Source organism: Enterorhabdus sp. P55, from assembly GCF_009911695.1.
Classification (GTDB): Bacteria; Actinomycetota; Coriobacteriia; order Coriobacteriales; family Eggerthellaceae; genus Enterorhabdus.
This window is the reverse complement of record NZ_QWKK01000303.1, coordinates 1-553: the sequence shown is the minus strand read 5'-3', so window position 1 is coordinate 553 and position 553 is coordinate 1. Positions and strand designations below refer to the sequence as shown.

The 553-nt window shown below is 37.3% G+C and carries 1 protein-coding gene; it reads left to right on the top strand.

The features are described from left to right. The coding region (locus D1643_RS11400; RefSeq protein WP_201751127.1) for a tyrosine-type recombinase/integrase at window positions 1-471 on the top strand (471 nt) is incomplete at its 5' end. Between the last annotated feature and the right edge of the window lie 82 nt (window positions 472-553).

Genomic DNA, 553 nt, shown 5'->3' with positions numbered 1-553 from the left:
GCCACTCTCTTAAGGGTAAGTGATGTCATGAAATTAAAGAAAACAGATGTCTTTAATCTTGATGGAACAGTCAAACAAACTGCATTTATTCATGATCAAAAGACAGGTAAGGGAAATACGTTATATTTAAAACCTGTCCAACAAGATTTAATGCTTTATCATGCATGGCTCATCCAACAAAATCTTAATTCTGAGTGGTTGTTTCCCTCAACGACTCACCCAGACCGTCACATCACCGAGAAGCAATTTTATAAGGTCATGGCACGAGTTGGTGATCTTTTAGGAATCAACTATCTAGGGACGCATACCATGCGTAAAACAGGCGCTTATCGGGTCTATACGCAGTCAAACTATAATATTGGTTTAGTGATGCATTTATTAAACCATTCAAGTGAAGCTATGACCTTAACGTATCTTGGATTAGATCAAGCTAGTCGAGAAACGATGTTAGACCAAATTGATTTTGGGTAATGAATGTTTAGAACTTAGTAGTCGTCCAAAAAAGACTACTTTTTTTGTTGAATCGTCCAAGGACGATTCGATGCTTTTGACT